Below are 13367 nucleotides of genomic sequence, written 5' to 3'. Positions count from 1 at the left end.
CCGGCGAATCGTTACGGCAGGGCCAGCATCCGGTCCAGCGCCGCCTTGGCGTACTTCTCGGTCTCCGGGTCGACCTTGATCACGTTCGGCACCCGGCCCTCGACCAGCGACTCCAGCGCCCACACCAGGTGCGGGAGGTCGATCCGGTTCATGGTGGAGCAGAAGCAGACCGCCCGGTCGAGGAAGACGACCTCCTTGTCCGGGTGCGCCTTGGCGAGCCGGCGGACGAGGTTGAGCTCGGTGCCGATGGCCCACTTGGAGCCGGGCTCGGCGGCGTCCAGCGCCTTGATGATGTACTCGGTCGAGCCGACCATGTCGGCGGCCGCGACGACCTCGTGCCGGCACTCCGGGTGCACCAGGACGTTGACGCCGGGGACCCGCTCGCGCACGTCGTTCACCGAGTCCAGGGTGAACCGGCCGTGCACCGAGCAGTGGCCGCGCCAGAGGATCATCTTCGCGTCCCGCAGCTGCTCGACGGTCAGGCCGCCGTTCGGCTTGTGCGGGTTGTAGACGACGCAGTCGTCCAGCGAGAAGCCCATGTCCCGCACCGCGGTGTTGCGGCCCAGGTGCTGGTCGGGCAGGAACAGGACCTTCTGGCCCTGCTCGTACGCCCACTCCAGCGCCCGCCGGGCGTTGGAGGAGGTGCAGATGGTGCCGCCGTGCCGGCCGGTGAAGGCCTTGATGTCGGCGGAGGAGTTCATGTACGAGACCGGGACGGTCACGTCGGCTATCCCGGCGTCGGTCAGCACGTCCCAGCACTCGGCGACCTGCTCGGCGGTGGCCATGTCGGCCATCGAACAGCCCGCGGCGAGGTCCGGCAGGACGACCTGCTGGGCGTCGCCGGTGAGGATGTCGGCCGACTCGGCCATGAAGTGCACACCGCAGAAGACGATGTACTCGGCCTCCGGGCGGGCCGCCGCGTCCCGGGCGAGCTTGAAGGAGTCGCCGGTGACGTCGGCGAACTCGATCACCTCGTCGCGCTGGTAGTGGTGGCCCAGGATGAAGACGCGGTCGCCGAGCGCGGCCTTGGCGGCGCGGGCGCGCTCGACCAGGTCCGGGTCGGAGGCCGGGGGGAGGTCGCCGGGGCACTCGACGCCGCGCTCGCTGTTCGGGTCGGCCTGGCGGCCGAGCAGCAGCAGAGCGAGCGGCGTCGGGGTGGGGTCGACGCCGTAGGTCTCGGTGATGGTGGTGGTCACGGGCGGGTGCCCTTCTGTGCGGCCGATCAAGCGGTGCAGCCTTTTCGTCTAACTGACGCAATCTATGATAACCGGTTAGCGTCAGAGTGACGATGGCCATCCTGTCGATGTGACGAGAACCGCTCGCCGGTTCGGAGCCTTCCCGGGCCCGTCCGGCGTGGCCGGAACCGGATCCCGGTCCGGCCGGGTTTCGCTGGTGGCATGAAGGCAATCGCGATCCACCGCTACGGCGGCCCCGAAGTGGTCGAGTACACCGACCTGCCCGACCCGAAGGTCGGCCCGGACTCGGTACTGGTGCAGGTCAGGGCGGCCGGGGTGAACCCGGTCGACTGGAAGGTGCGGGACGGGCGGCTGGACGGCCTGCTCGACGCGCACTTCCCGCTGGTGATGGGCTGGGACGCGGCGGGCGTGGTCCGGGCCGTCGGCGGCGGTGTCACCGAGTTCGCGCCCGGCGACGAGGTCTACGGCTATGTGCGCAAGGACACGGTCGAGCACGGCACCTACGCCGAGCTGGTGGCCGCGCCGGTCCGCACCCTGGCCCACAAGCCGGCCGCGCTGGACTGGGCACAGGCCGGCGGACTGCCGCTGGCCGGGCTCACCGCCCTCCAGTCGCTGCGGGCGGTGGGCGCGGGCCCCGGCGACACCGTCCTGGTGCACGCCGCCGCCGGCGGGGTCGGCCACCTGGCCGTCCAGATCGCCCGCGCCCTGGGCGCCCGGGTGATCGGCACCGCCGGCGAGCGCAACCACGACTACCTGCGCGAGCTCGGCGCCGAGCCGGTCCGGTACGGCGAGGGGCTGGCGGAACGGATCAGGGCCCTGGCCCCGGAGGGGGTGGACGCGGCCCTGGACCTGGTCGGCGGCGACGCCGTCGAGGTCTCGGCCGGACTGGTCGCCGACCCGGCGCGGATCGCCTCCGTCGCCGACTTCGGGGTCAAGGCCCTCGGCGGCCGCTACGTCTGGGTCCGCCCGGACGCCGCCGGGCTGGCCGAGCTGGCCGCGCTCGCCGACGAGGGGCGGCTGACCGTGACCGTCGCCTCCACCTTCCCGCTCGCCCAGGCCGCCTCCGCCCAGGCGCTCAGCGCGGAGGGCCGTACCCGGGGCAAGATCGTCCTCCTCACCGACTGAGCGCCGCCGCCCGGCCGACGGACGCGCGTCCTCCCGTTGTCATCCGTCAGCGGTGAACTCGCTCCTGACATCCGCCAGAATGGAGCCGAACCGTTTCAGCGGGCCGCTGCCGCCGTCCCCGGCGGGCGAGGCCCCGCCCCGATCCCGACGCCGCACGACCCGTGGAGCCCCGCACCGATGACCAGCAGCCGAGCGAACGAGACGGTCGGGGCCTCCCTGGACGAGACCGACCGCCTCCTGCTCGCCCGGCTGGCCGGGGACGGCCGCGCCTCGTACGCCGAGATCGGGCTCCAGGTGAACCTGTCCGCCACCGCCGTCCGCCGCCGGATCGACCGGCTGCGGGCGCGCGGGGTGGTCCGCGGCTTCACCGTGGTGCTCGACCCCTCGGTGCTCGGCTGGCAGACCGAGGCCTTCGTCGAGGTCTACTGCCGCGAACGGACCGCCCCCGAGGAGATCCTCGCCAGCCTGCGGCAGTTCCCCGAGGTGATCGCCGCCTGGACGGTCACCGGCGATCCGGACGCGCTGGTCCACCTCCGGGCCGCCGACATGCGCCACCTGGAGGCGGTCATCGAGCGGATCCGCCGCGAGCCCGGCGTCCAGCGCAGCCGCTCCTCGGTGGTCCTCTCCCAGCTGATCGGCTAGCCGATCGGCCGGCCGGGAGAACCTCCCCGTTCGGCCCATTTCGCCCCCCGCGCAGGAATCCTGCGCCGGGTCCGCCGAAGACGCCCGAAAGCTGCCCGACCGGCCGCGTTCCGACGCGCGGGGAGGGCCCGGGGCTGCCTACGCTGATCATGTCCGGCCGTGCGGTGCCAACCCCCCGTTCCACCGGATCCTCCCCGACCCCCACAGCCGAGAGGGACACCCGTGTCCGCAGCCCCCGACCGCATGCACCGGCCCGACAGCGACCTGGTCGACCTGGTTTTCGACTACATGCGCGAGCGGCTGCAGTACGACCCGGTCCCGCTCGACCACCCCGGTGACGGCGAGCACCTGCGCGCCCAGCTGTCCGGCCTGCTCAACCAGGACGGCAACAACCCGGCCGACGTGCTCAAGCTCTACGACCACGAGCTCTCCCGCGCGGTGATCTCCGCCGACAGCCCGCGCTACCTGTCGTTCATCCCGTGCGCCCCCACCAAGGCCGCGCTGCTCTTCGACATGGTGGTCTCCTGCGCCTCGCTGCAGGGCATCTCCTGGCTGGAGGCGGCCGGCGCGATCGCCGCCGAGAACCAGGTGCTGCGCCTGATAGCCGACCGCGCGGGCATGCCGGCCTCGGCCGGCGGCACCTTCGTCTCCGGCGGCTCGGCCGGCAACCTCTCCGCCCTGGTCGTCGCCCGGGACACGGCCCGCCGCAAGCTCGCCGAGCAGGGTCGACCCAGTGGCCCCGAGGTCCGGCTGCGGATCGCAGTCGCCGACCAGGTGCACTCCTCGGTCAAGAACACCTTCAACATCATCGGCGTCGAGGCGTTCAAGGTCCCGACCGTCGACCGCCGGTTCACCGGCGAGGCGCTGCGCGCCGCCCTGGCCGCCGACCCGAACCCGGAGACGGTGATCGCCGTCGTCGGCACCGGCGGCACCACCAACGAGGGCATCGTCGACGACCTCCAGGGCCTGTCCGAGGTCGCCCGCGAGCGCGGCCTGTGGTTCCACGTCGACGGCGCCTACGGCGGCGCGGGCCTGTTCGCCCCCTCCGTCCGGGAGCGCTACAACGGCATCGAGCACGCCGACTCCTTCGTCGTCGACCCGCACAAGTGGCTGTTCGCGCCGTTCGACTGCGCCGCGCTGATCTACCGCAACCCGCAGCTCGCCCGTGCCGTGCACACCCAGGACGCCTCCTACCTGGACGTGCTGCACACCGAGGGCGACGAGTGGAACCCCACCGACTACGCCTACCACCTGACCCGGCGCGCCCGCGGCCTGCCGCTCTGGTTCTCGCTCGCCGTGCACGGCGTCCAGGCGTACACCGACGCCATCGAGGCCGGCCTGACGCTGGCCCGGGACACCGCGCAGCTGATCCGCGACAGCGAGCACCTGGAGCTGCTGTTCGACCCGCAGCTGTCCGCGGTCTGCTTCAAGCGCAACGGCTGGACCAACGACGACTACTACCGCTGGTCGCAGCAGTTGCTCGCGGACCAGATCGGCTTCGTCACCCCCACCGGCTGGGACGGCGAGACGGTCGCCCGCTTCGCCTTCCTGCACCCGGGCACCACCATGGAGATGGTCAAGGAGATCCTCGACACCATGGAGTGACGCCCGCGGCGCCCCGCGGTCTGCGCCGCCCGTTGTCCCGAGGAGCCCGCGTCCCCGCGCGCACCGACCCCCGCCCGGCACCGCCCGGCGGGGGTCGCGCGCGTCCGGGCTAGAGCAGCCCGCCGTTGGGGATGTACGGCGCCGGCGGGCGCATCCCGCGCAGCCCCAGGTACCCCCGGGTCTCCACGGACAGGCCCAGTTCCAGGCCGACGTCCAGCGCCCACTCCTGCTCGGCGGTCAGCGCCTCCACCCGCGCCTCCACCCCCTCCGGCACCCGGGCCAGCGCCTCGCGCAGCAGCCGGGTGGCGATCCGCTTCGAGGTGGCCGCCAGCAGCCGCACCTCGCCGCCCTCCCGGTAGCAGTAGCCGCTGCCGGCCAGGGTGTCCGCGACCAGCACCTCCTCGCAGTGCGCGAGCAGCAGTTCGTGGTCCGGACCGTGCGCGGCGCCGCGCAGCCGCCGGTCCACCGAGTCCAGCAGGTGCCGGTGGGTGGCGTTGCCGGGGTGCACCGGGAGGTCGCCCGGATCGACCAGCCGGGACCGGTCCACCCGCCCGGTCAGCTGCATCGCCGGGTGCAGCGTGAACCCGGCCAGCCGGTACCGCCGCACCGCCGCCGGCGACGGCGAGGCGCACAGCATCCCGCGCAGACAGCCGCGCCCGTGGGCGAGCGCCCGCTCCAGCAGCAGCCGCCCCACCCCCTTGCCCTGGGCCCGCGGCAGCACCACGAGCAGCGCCAGCACCCAGACGCCCTCGCGGCGCAGCGCGAGCACCGCGCCCACCGGCTCGCCGTCCAGCTCGGCCACCCAGCAGCCCTGCGGATCGGTGCGCGCGAGATGTCTGGTGCGGGCCAGCTGGAACACGGACGGCGGGGGCGGCCCGGTGACCTGCGGGGTGTCGGGGAGCGAGGCGAACGCGGCGACGGAGATCTGCCGGACCGCCTCCGCGTCGGCGGCGGAGTCCTGGAGCGGGCGCAGGAGCATGCCCTCCATCCTGACCGCCGGACCCGCGCCGCGGGGCCGGTTCGCCCGGATCCGTCCGACTGGGATGCCGCCGAGGTCCGCCGGTGTGCGAGCATGGAAGGCGTATGGGGAACGGGTGCACGCCCGGCCCACGGAACACCGCCGCCGTGAATCCACCGAAAACACTCCGTCGTCCGGGAAATGAATCCGGACGGCCGTCGGTTGGTACTGGCGGCAGACCGTCGTCAAGACCGGGAGAACGCAGATGACCGTCCAGGACGAGACCACCGTCGAGAGTGGCATCCTCCTCACCGATGCCGCCGCGGCCAAGGTCAAGGGCCTGCTGGAGCAGGAAGGCCGGGACGACCTGGCGCTGCGCGTCGCCGTCCAGCCCGGCGGCTGCTCGGGCCTGCGCTACCAGCTGTTCTTCGACGAGCGCTCGCTCGACGGTGACGTGCTGAAGGACTTCGACGGTGTGAAGGTCGTCACCGACCGGATGAGCGCCCCGTACCTGGGCGGCGCCACCGTCGACTTCGTCGACACCATCGAGAAGCAGGGCTTCACGATCGACAACCCGAACGCCACCGGCTCCTGCGCCTGCGGCGACTCGTTCAGCTAGTCGGTCCGGAGCTCGTCGCTCCGACCACGAAGGCGGCCCCCGGACACCGGGGGCCGCCTTCGTCGTGTCCGCGCGGAGTCCGCGCCGGGGTCACGGGTTGCCGGGGACGTCCGGGACCGCCGGATCCGGGCCGATCTTGGCGTCCGCCTCCAGCGGCACCTCCTGCCCGGTCGCCAGATCGGTCACCGCCCGGCCCTGGAGCGGCTGCTTCAGGTCGGCCGTCACGGTCTGCCGCTTCGCCAGCTCGGCGCAGGCCTGTCCGGCCGGGACCGGTGCCGCCGTGGTCACCCGGACGTCCACCCGGCCCGGCTTGGACTCGTCGGCCTTGAGCGCGTACCGCTGGCAGATCCCGCCGTAGAACCAGACCGTCAGCTTGTTGCCGTCCACCCGGTAGGTGATCGCCGGGTGCACCGGCGAGCCGCTCCCGGTGCCGTTCGGCGGCGGCTCGCCCACCGCGATGCCGTTGCCGCCCGAGCCCGGGGGAGTGGGCGCCGGGGTCGGGGTCGTCGCCGGGGCCGGCGGCTTGGTGGCCGGGGCCGGACCGGTCGGCCGCGGGTCCGGGGCGGTGGCCGTCGGGTCGACCGGCGGCGTGGTCACCGGGGCCGGCGCGGACGGGGCGGAGGTCGAGGTCGGGGCGGCAGGGTCGGCGCTGCCGGTGGCCGCGCCCGGCGAGGCGGAAGCGCTCGCCGAGGCCCGCTCCCCGCCGGAGGCCGCCGCGTCCGAAGCCGCCTCGGTCCCGCCGTCGCAACCGGCCAGGACGGCCACCGCCGCCAGGACGAGGGCGGCCAGCGCCGTCGCGCGTGCCCGGCCGGAACGCCTGGGCATGCTTTCCAGATCCATCTGAACTTCCTCCCGAGGGTTCAGCGGTACGCCTTGCCGGCCGCACCGCGGGGATGTGACGTGGCCCGGACGATTCCGGTTCCCCGCCCGCCCCGGCCGCACCCCGGGACCCTCGGGAGCCCCGCTCAGGGCCCGTACTCGGGCATCGACGCGACCACGCGCCGGGCCCGGGAGGGGACGCGGAAGCCGGAGCCGGCCGGCGCGCTGTCCTGCGGACCGGCGGCCAGCAGCGGCCAGAACCGCCGCAGCCGGCGCGAGGAGTCCACCAGCGCGTCGAGCGACTCCCCGTCGGCGTCGCCGAGCAGGGCGGGCGGAACCCGCAGCGGGTGGTGACTGGGCAACATCGGCCATCAACTCCGATCCACCTGCCGTGGCAGCGCCGCCACGGTCCGGTCGGGGCCGGGAGGGGCCCCTGACTGCGACCCTAGGCCGGGCGTCCGGCAGCCACCAGAGCTACCCCGGGGTAGTACACCTTCGGGGGCGGCGGGTGACAGCGGACGGCCGGGAACGCACCCGGCGTCTTGCTGGTGCCCCGGGCCCGCCGGGTACCGTAGGTGGGTTGCACCCCCCGCTGTTCCATGGCCCCGCTGCCATCCTGAGGAGACCCCGTGCGTATCGCCGTCGCCGGTTCGATCGCGACCGACCACCTGATGACCTTCCCCGGCCGGTTCGCCGACCAGCTGGTCGCCGAGCAGCTGCACACCGTGTCGCTGTCCTTCCTGGTCGACACCCTCGACATCCGCCGCGGCGGCGTCGCGCCGAACATCGCCTTCGGCATGGGCGTGCTCGGCCTGCGCCCGGTCCTGGTCGGCGCGGCCGGCGCGGACTTCGCCGAGTACCGCAGCTGGCTGGAGCGCAACAACGTGGACTGCCGGTCCGTCCACATCTCCGAGACCCGGCACACCGCGCGCTTCATGTGCACCACGGACGAGGACCACAACCAGATCGCCTCGTTCTACACCGGCGCCATGGCCGAGGCCCGCAGCATCGAGCTCAAGCCGATCGCCGACCGCGTCGGCGGCCTCGACCTGGTGCTGATCGGCGCCGACGACCCGCAGGCGATGGTCCGCCACACCCAGGAGTGCCGCACCCGCGGCTACGCCTTCGCCGCGGACCCGTCGCAGCAGCTGGCCCGCCTCGACGGCCACGACATCCGCCAGATCGTCGACGGCGCCGCGTACCTCTTCACCAACGAGTACGAGGCCGCGCTGATCGAGTCCAAGACCGGCTGGGACGCGGAGGAGATCCTCACCCGGGTCGGCACCCGGATCACCACCCTCGGCAGCAAGGGCGTCCGGATCGAGCGCAAGGGCGAGTCCCCGATCGTGGTCGGCTGCGCCCCCGAGGCCGCCAAGGTCGACCCGACCGGTGTCGGCGACGCCTTCCGGGCCGGCTTCCTGGCCGGCCTCTCCTGGGAGCTGGAGCTGGAGCGCGCCGCCCAGCTCGGCTGCATGCTGGCCACCCTGGTGATCGAGACCGTCGGCACCCAGGAGTACGAGCTGCGCCCGCACGACTTCCTGCAGCGCTTCGTCGCGGCCTACGGCGACGAGGCCGGCGCCGACGTCCGGGCGCACCTGGTCAACTGACCCGCCGCACCAGGTAGGCCGAGCCCCGGTCGCCGCCGTACTCGGCGGCCGGGGCCTCGCCCAGGTACTCCTGCTCGCGCATCCCGCACCAGGCCGGCACGTCCAGCCGGGCGGCCTCGTCGTCGGCCAGCACCACGACCGTGCCGCCCACCGGGACCTCGCCGATCCGCTTCGCCAGTTCGATCACCGGCAGCGGGCAGCGCTTGCCCAGCGCGTCCAGGACCAGCGGGCCCCCGTCGGACTCCCGGGCCGCGGCGGGCGCGGGCAGGTCCAGGCCCAGCGGCGCGCGGACGCCGGCCACCAGCTCCGGCAGCACCGTCAGGAAGCGGTCGACGTCCGCCCCGGCGGTGCCGAACGGCAGTGAGATCCGGACGTTCCCCTCGGTGAGCACGCCCATCGCGGCCAGCACATGGCTCGGCGTCAGCGTGGACGAGGTGCAGGAGGAGCCGGAGGAGACCGCGAACCCGGCCCGGTCCAGCTCGCCCAGCAGGACCTCGCCGTCCACGTACAGGCAGGAGAAGGTGACGATGTGCGGCAGCCGCCGCACCGGGTCGCCGACCACCTCCACCTCGGGCACCAGCCGCGGCACCCGGGCCCGGATCCGCTCGACCAGCTCGTGCAGCCGGGCGTTCTCCCGCTCCGCCTCGGCCCGTACCGCGCGCAGCGAGGCCGCGGCCGCGACGATCGCCGGCACGTTGACGAAGCCCGGCACCCGGCCCGCCTCCCGCTCGTCGGCGGGCAGCGGCGAGACGTGGCGGACGCCCTTGCGCACCGCGAGCACCCCGACCCCGGCCGGTCCGCCCCACTTGTGCGCGCTGGCGGTGAGCAGCGACCAGCCGGTGGGCAGGTCCACCCGTCCGGCGCTCTGCGCGGCGTCCACCAGCAGCGGCACCTCGCCGCGGAGCGCGGCCACCTCGGCGACCGGCTGCACCGTGCCCACCTCGTGGTTGGCGGACTGCAGCACGGCGAGCGCGGTGTCCGGCCGCAGCGCGGCGGCGAACTCCTCCGGGTCCACCCGGCCGTGCCGGTCCACCGGCACCGAGGTGACCTCGCCGCCCTCGGCGAGGTGGCGTTCGGCGCTGTGCAGCACGCTGGAGTGCTCGACGGCGGAGTGCGCCAGGTGCCCGCCGCGCCGCCGGTTGCCGCGCAGCGCGCCCAGCACCCCGAGTTGGACGGCCTGGGTGCCGCTCGACGTGAAGGCGATCTCGTCGGCCCGGCAGCCGATCACCTCGGCCACGGTCTCCCGGGCGGCGTCCAGGAGCATCCTGGCCTGGCGTCCGGAGCGGTAGAGCCGGGCCGGGTCGGCCCATCCCTCGTCCAGGGCGGCGGTCAGTGCCTGCCGTGCGACGGGGTGGAGCGGTGCGGTGGAGGCCACATCGAAGTACACGGTCACATTTAACGACACCGACGGGCGTGTCCGGGCTTCCGCCGACGGCTCACCCTCCGTCAGTCGATCATCCCGAATGTCCGGATAGTCCGCTCCCGACGGGGCGTCACCACGTTGTCCGAGGTCATCCCTCGATCGGGCGTACGGACCCCTAATGCCTAGGATGACCTGCGGCGCAGCCCCTGCCGGGCCTGATCGGGTGTCCGGGCGGCGCGTTACTGGGACCTGCCCGTCAGCAGCGCATAAGGCTGGAGTAGGGTTTGGCCCGCATAAGCATTCAAACCGTGCCCGTGGTCGGGTCGCCGGGGAGGGAAAGCCTCCCCGGGGCGACGCGAAGGCGGGCGAGACTTCGGGAAGGCGCTACGTGAGTCCCAACGGCTCCGACCGCTCGCCGCGGCGCACGATGCGGCGGAAGCTGCCTCAGGCGCTGGCACTGGGCCTCGTCATCGCGACCGCCACCGGCTGCTCGGCCAACGACCTCCCCAGGCTTGGCCTCCCGAGTCCTGTCACCAAGGAAGGGCCGATGGTCCTCCACATGTGGCAGGGCTCCTGGATCGCGGCGCTGGTGGTCGGCGTACTGATGTGGGGTCTGATCATCTGGAGCGTGATCTTCCACCGGCGCAGCCGCACCGGTGTGCAGGTCCCCCCGCAGACCCGGTACAACGTGCCCATCGAGGCGCTCTACACCGCGGTCCCGATCATCATCGTTTCGGTGCTCTTCTACTTCGTCGCCCGCGACGAGTCGAAGCTGATCTCCGTCTCCGAGAAGCCACAGCACATGGTCAACGTGGTGGGCTTCCAGTGGAGCTGGGCGTTCAACTACGAGAACACCGAGAACCCCGACCCGGCCAACCAGCAGGCCGCGTACGAGGTGGGCACGCCCAACGAGGCCCCCACCCTGTACCTGCCGGTGAACGAGACGGTGCAGTTCCGCCTCACCTCGCGTGATGTGATCCACGACTTCTGGCCCATCAACTTCATGATGAAGATGGACGTCGTCCCGGGCGTGGTCAACAAGTTCGAGGTCACCCCGACCGTCAAGGGTGAGTACAAGGGCAAGTGCGCCGAGCTCTGCGGCGTCGACCACTCGCGCATGCTGTTCAACGTGAAGGTCGTCGACCGTGCCGAGTACGACCAGCACCTGAAGGACCTCAGGGCCAAGGGTCAGACCGGCGCGGTGCCCTCCGGCATCACGACCATGGGAAGTGAAGAGAAGTGACCATCCTCAACGAGCCCGCCGCGGCCGGCGGGGGCGCCGGGGCCGTCACGGTCGGGGCGCAGCGGACCCGGAAGCCGGGTTCCACCATCATCAAGTGGCTGACCACCACTGACCACAAGACGATCGGCACGCTGTACCTGGGCACGTCGTTCGCCTTCTTCCTGATCGGTGGCATCCTCGCCCTGGTCATGCGCGCCGAGCTGGCTCGTCCCGGGACCCAGATCCTGTCGAACGAGCAGTTCAACCAGGCGTTCACGATGCACGGCACGGTCATGCTGCTGATGTTCGCGACGCCGCTCTTCGCCGGCTTCGCGAACTGGATCATGCCGCTGCAGATCGGCGCGCCCGACGTCGCCTTCCCGCGGCTGAACATGTTCGCCTACTGGCTGTACCTGTTCGGCTCGCTGATCGCGGTGGCCGGCTTCCTCACCCCGCAGGGCGCCGCCGACTTCGGCTGGTTCGCCTACGCGCCGCTCTCCGACGCGGTCCGCTCGCCGGGCATCGGCGCGGACATGTGGATCATGGGTCTGGCCTTCTCCGGCTTCGGCACGATCCTCGGTGCGGTCAACTTCATCACCACGATCATCTGCATGCGCGCGCCCGGCATGACGATGTTCCGGATGTCGATCTTCGTCTGGAACGTCCTGCTGACCGCCGTGCTGGTCCTGCTGGCCTTCCCGGTGCTCGCCGCCGCGCTGTTCGCCCTGGAGGCGGACCGCAAGTTCGGGGCACACGTCTTCGACCCGGCCAACGGTGGCGCGCTGCTCTGGCAGCACCTGTTCTGGTTCTTCGGCCACCCCGAGGTGTACATCATCGCGCTGCCGTTCTTCGGCATCGTGTCGGAGATCATCCCGGTCTTCAGCCGCAAGCCGATGTTCGGCTACTCCGGCCTGATCGCGGCCACCATCGCGATCGCCGGTCTGTCCGTGACGGTGTGGGCCCACCACATGTACGTCACCGGACAGGTGCTGCTGCCGTTCTTCTCCTTCATGACCTTCCTGATCGCGGTCCCGACCGGTGTGAAGTTCTTCAACTGGGTCGGCACCATGTGGAAGGGCTCGCTGAGCTTCGAGACCCCGATGCTCTGGACGGTCGGCTTCCTGGTCACCTTCCTCTTCGGTGGTCTGACCGGTGTCCTGCTGGCCTCCCCGCCGATCGACTTCCACGTCTCGGACTCGTACTTCGTCGTCGCCCACTTCCACTACGTGGTCTTCGGCACCGTCGTCTTCGCGATGTTCGCCGGCTTCCACTTCTGGTGGCCGAAGATGACCGGCAAGATGCTCGACGAGCGCCTCGGCAAGGTCACCTTCTGGACGCTGTTCATCGGCTTCCACACCACCTTCCTGGTGCAGCACTGGCTCGGCGCGGAGGGCATGCCCCGCCGCTACGCCGACTACCTGGCCTCGGACGGCTTCACCACCCTGAACACCGTCTCGACCATCGGCTCGTTCCTGCTCGGCCTGTCGATCCTGCCGTTCCTCTACAACGTGTGGAAGACGGCGAAGTACGGCGAGAAGGTCGAGGTCGACGACCCGTGGGGCTACGGCCGTTCGCTGGAGTGGGCGACCTCCTGCCCGCCGCCGCGGCACAACTTCCTCACCCTGCCCCGGATCCGCTCCGAATCCCCGGCCTTCGACCTCCACTACCCGGAGATCGCCGCGCTGGACTACCTGGAGTACCACGGTGAGCCGGCCAAGCACTTCGCCGGTGTGACCCCGGCCAAGTACGACGCCCCGAAGCTCGGCAAGGGCAAGAAGGAAGGCGACGCCTGATGAGGGAACAGGGCAAGATTTTCCTGGGCCTGGCGGTCTTCGTGCTGGCCATGGCGATCACCTACGGCCTGTGGACCAACAACTCCGACCACGGCATCGAGGCCGCCGGTACCACCGCGCTGTTCCTCGCCTTCGCGCTGTGCGCCTTCATCGGGTACTACCTCGCCTTCACCGCCCGCCGGGTGGACAGCGGCGCGGGTGACAACCCCGAGGCCGAGGTCGCGGACGACTCCGGCGAGCTGGGCTTCTTCGCCCCGCACAGCTGGCAGCCGCTCTCGCTGGCGGTCGGCGGCGCGCTGGCCTTCCTCGGCGTGATCTTCGGCTGGTGGCTGCTGTACTGGTCGATCCCGGTCATCCTGATCGGCCTCTTCGGCTGGGTCTTCGAGTTCTACCGGGGCGAGAACCAGAACCAGTAGGA

General features: G+C 72.1%; 13 protein-coding genes. 8 read left to right on the top strand and 5 right to left on the bottom strand.

Annotated features, from left to right (window positions below):
- Positions 1-11 precede the first annotated feature (11 nt).
- A complete protein-coding gene (nadA, locus tag IF01_RS0102380) occupies positions 12-1196 on the bottom strand; it encodes a quinolinate synthase NadA (protein ID WP_369826238.1) in 1185 nt (394 codons plus the stop codon).
- Between the two features lie 201 nt (positions 1197-1397).
- On the opposite strand from nadA, the gene IF01_RS0102375 reads away from it, so the two are divergent.
- From IF01_RS0102375 to IF01_RS0102365, 3 genes are all read left to right on the top strand, one after another.
- A complete protein-coding gene (locus tag IF01_RS0102375) occupies positions 1398-2321 on the top strand; it encodes an NADP-dependent oxidoreductase (RefSeq protein ID WP_030391523.1) in 924 nt (307 codons plus the stop codon).
- Between the two features lie 177 nt (positions 2322-2498).
- Complete coding sequence (locus IF01_RS0102370) at positions 2499-2963, top strand: Lrp/AsnC family transcriptional regulator (RefSeq protein ID WP_051742023.1); 465 nt, start codon at positions 2499-2501, stop codon at positions 2961-2963.
- Positions 2964-3185: 222 nt separating this feature from the next.
- Entirely contained in the window at positions 3186-4568 is a 1383-nt protein-coding gene (locus IF01_RS0102365) for a pyridoxal phosphate-dependent decarboxylase family protein (RefSeq protein WP_094745443.1), read from the top strand.
- 109 nt (positions 4569-4677) lie between these two features.
- On the opposite strand, the gene IF01_RS0102360 is transcribed toward IF01_RS0102365, so the two are convergent.
- The gene (locus IF01_RS0102360) at positions 4678-5547 is read right to left on the bottom strand and encodes a GNAT family N-acetyltransferase (RefSeq protein ID WP_030391520.1); all 870 of its coding nucleotides are present in this window, start codon (positions 5545-5547) and stop codon (positions 4678-4680) included.
- 244 nt (positions 5548-5791) lie between these two features.
- Here IF01_RS0102360 and erpA point away from each other — a divergent pair, with 244 nt between their 5' ends.
- Positions 5792-6145: an iron-sulfur cluster insertion protein ErpA gene (erpA, locus tag IF01_RS0102355; RefSeq protein ID WP_030391519.1), complete on the top strand. Its 354-nt coding sequence runs from the start codon at positions 5792-5794 to the stop codon at positions 6143-6145.
- A gap of 90 nt (positions 6146-6235) precedes the next feature.
- Here erpA and IF01_RS43465 read toward each other — a convergent pair whose 3' ends face one another.
- Together IF01_RS43465 and IF01_RS0102345 are read right to left on the bottom strand one after the other, a co-directional pair.
- Positions 6236-6985, bottom strand: a complete 750-nt coding sequence (locus IF01_RS43465; protein ID WP_051754828.1) for a hypothetical protein — start codon at positions 6983-6985, stop codon at positions 6236-6238.
- 125 nt (positions 6986-7110) lie between these two features.
- Complete coding sequence (locus IF01_RS0102345; RefSeq protein ID WP_030391517.1) at positions 7111-7329, bottom strand: hypothetical protein; 219 nt, start codon at positions 7327-7329, stop codon at positions 7111-7113.
- Positions 7330-7593: 264 nt separating this feature from the next.
- On the opposite strand from IF01_RS0102345, the gene IF01_RS0102340 reads away from it, so the two are divergent.
- Positions 7594-8571: a carbohydrate kinase family protein gene (locus tag IF01_RS0102340; RefSeq protein ID WP_030391516.1), complete on the top strand. Its 978-nt coding sequence runs from the start codon at positions 7594-7596 to the stop codon at positions 8569-8571.
- Here IF01_RS0102340 and IF01_RS0102335 read toward each other — a convergent pair.
- Positions 8564-9958, bottom strand: coding sequence for a cysteine desulfurase/sulfurtransferase TusA family protein (locus IF01_RS0102335; RefSeq protein ID WP_030391515.1), 1395 nt, complete (start codon positions 9956-9958; stop codon positions 8564-8566). The genes IF01_RS0102340 and IF01_RS0102335 overlap by 8 nt on opposite strands.
- A gap of 364 nt (positions 9959-10322) precedes the next feature.
- Here IF01_RS0102335 and ctaC point away from each other — a divergent pair, with 364 nt between their 5' ends.
- Genes ctaC through IF01_RS0102320 form a run of 3 tightly spaced genes read left to right on the top strand, consistent with a single transcriptional unit; the run spans position 10323 to position 13365 of the window.
- Positions 10323-11177: an aa3-type cytochrome oxidase subunit II gene (gene ctaC / locus IF01_RS0102330; RefSeq protein WP_030391514.1), complete on the top strand. Its 855-nt coding sequence runs from the start codon at positions 10323-10325 to the stop codon at positions 11175-11177.
- Positions 11174-12949, top strand: coding sequence for an aa3-type cytochrome oxidase subunit I (gene ctaD / locus IF01_RS0102325; RefSeq protein WP_030391513.1), 1776 nt, complete (start codon positions 11174-11176; stop codon positions 12947-12949). The genes ctaC and ctaD overlap by 4 nt, the downstream gene beginning before the upstream one ends.
- Entirely contained in the window at positions 12949-13365 is a 417-nt protein-coding gene (locus tag IF01_RS0102320; RefSeq protein ID WP_030391512.1) for a cytochrome c oxidase subunit 4, read from the top strand. Before ctaD ends, IF01_RS0102320 begins: the two co-directional genes overlap by 1 nt.
- The last annotated feature ends 2 nt before the right edge of the window (positions 13366-13367 follow it).

Source organism: Kitasatospora purpeofusca (assembly GCF_000718025.1).
GTDB lineage: Bacteria > Actinomycetota > Actinomycetes > Streptomycetales > Streptomycetaceae > Kitasatospora > Kitasatospora purpeofusca.
Note: the sequence above shows the minus strand (reverse complement) of the source record. Positions and strands in the feature narration are given on the sequence as shown.

What these genes read in the sequence shown, in the direction of transcription:
- IF01_RS0102375 (WP_030391523.1), top strand. Translation starts at nt 1,398, where the DNA reads ATGAAGGCAATCGCGATCCACCGCTACGGCGGCCCCGAAGTGGTCGAG.
- IF01_RS0102370 (WP_051742023.1), top strand. Translation starts at nt 2,499, where the DNA reads ATGACCAGCAGCCGAGCGAACGAGACGGTCGGGGCCTCCCTGGACGAG.
- IF01_RS0102360 (WP_030391520.1), bottom strand. Translation starts at nt 5,547, where the DNA reads ATGCTCCTGCGCCCGCTCCAGGACTCCGCCGCCGACGCGGAGGCGGTC.
- erpA (WP_030391519.1), top strand. Translation starts at nt 5,792, where the DNA reads ATGACCGTCCAGGACGAGACCACCGTCGAGAGTGGCATCCTCCTCACC.
- IF01_RS43465 (WP_051754828.1), bottom strand. Translation starts at nt 6,985, where the DNA reads ATGGATCTGGAAAGCATGCCCAGGCGTTCCGGCCGGGCACGCGCGACG.
- IF01_RS0102345 (WP_030391517.1), bottom strand. Translation starts at nt 7,329, where the DNA reads ATGTTGCCCAGTCACCACCCGCTGCGGGTTCCGCCCGCCCTGCTCGGC.
- IF01_RS0102320 (WP_030391512.1), top strand. Translation starts at nt 12,949, where the DNA reads ATGAGGGAACAGGGCAAGATTTTCCTGGGCCTGGCGGTCTTCGTGCTG.